This is a genomic window from Gilvimarinus sp. 2_MG-2023 (assembly GCF_030547685.1).
Lineage (GTDB): Bacteria > Pseudomonadota > Gammaproteobacteria > Pseudomonadales > Cellvibrionaceae > Gilvimarinus.
Genome location: NZ_JAUOQM010000004.1, coordinates 3,484 through 4,349, shown reverse-complemented (window position 1 = coordinate 4,349; position 866 = coordinate 3,484). Strand labels below are relative to the sequence as shown.

Genomic DNA, 866 nt, shown 5'->3' with positions numbered 1-866 from the left:
TCACTGGAGTTTCTGGGCGAGCTGGCCCTTTCGGGCCACCTGCGTGAGGTGCATGGCGCCCTACCCGCTGCACTGGCCAGTGTCGCCAGCCGGCGGCATTTAATCACCGGTACAGACAACGGGCGCGAGGCATCGCTCGCAGGCGCCGAATACGTGCGCACCGCTGCCAATTTACTGAGTGTTTGCGCCCAACTGCACGGTCGGGCCGAGCTTCCCCACCCCGAACTTTACAGCCGACAACCGATTGCCTATCCGGAATTACAAGACGTGCGCGGTCAGGCTCAGGCTAAGCGCGCCCTCGAAATTGCCGCCGCCGGCGGGCATAACTTATTGATGTTCGGGCCGCCGGGGACCGGAAAAACGATGCTGGCCAGTCGCTTACCCGGCATTATGCCACCCATTGATTTGCGCGAATCGCTCGAGGTGGCCGCTATTTGCTCTGTGGTGGGCGAGTCGAATCCCGAAAGCTGGCAACAGCGGCCCTTTCGCAACCCTCACCATACGGCCTCTGCGGCGGCAATGGTGGGTGGTGGCACAGTGCCCCGGCCCGGCGAAATATCGCTGGCTCATGGCGGTGTTTTATTTTTGGATGAACTACCTGAATTTCAACGCCAAGTGCTGGAGGTGCTGCGCGAACCCTTAGAAAGTGGAGAAATTCGACTATCGCGAGCGCGGGCGCAAACGTGTTACCCGGCCCGATTCCAATTGATTGGAGCCATGAATCCCTGCCCCTGTGGCTATTATGGCCACGATGATCAGCGCTGCCGCTGCACACCGGATCAAGTACGCCGCTATCGGGGCCGAATTTCTGGCCCCTTGCTGGATCGAATTGACCTGCATGTACCGGTAACCGCCATTGTCCCTAC

At 60.2% G+C, this 866-nt stretch carries 1 protein-coding gene; it reads left to right on the top strand.

The window, feature by feature from the left end; all coding sequences use genetic code 11:
* The coding region (locus Q4526_RS00835) for a YifB family Mg chelatase-like AAA ATPase (RefSeq protein ID WP_215974817.1) at window positions 1–866 on the top strand (866 nt) is incomplete at both ends.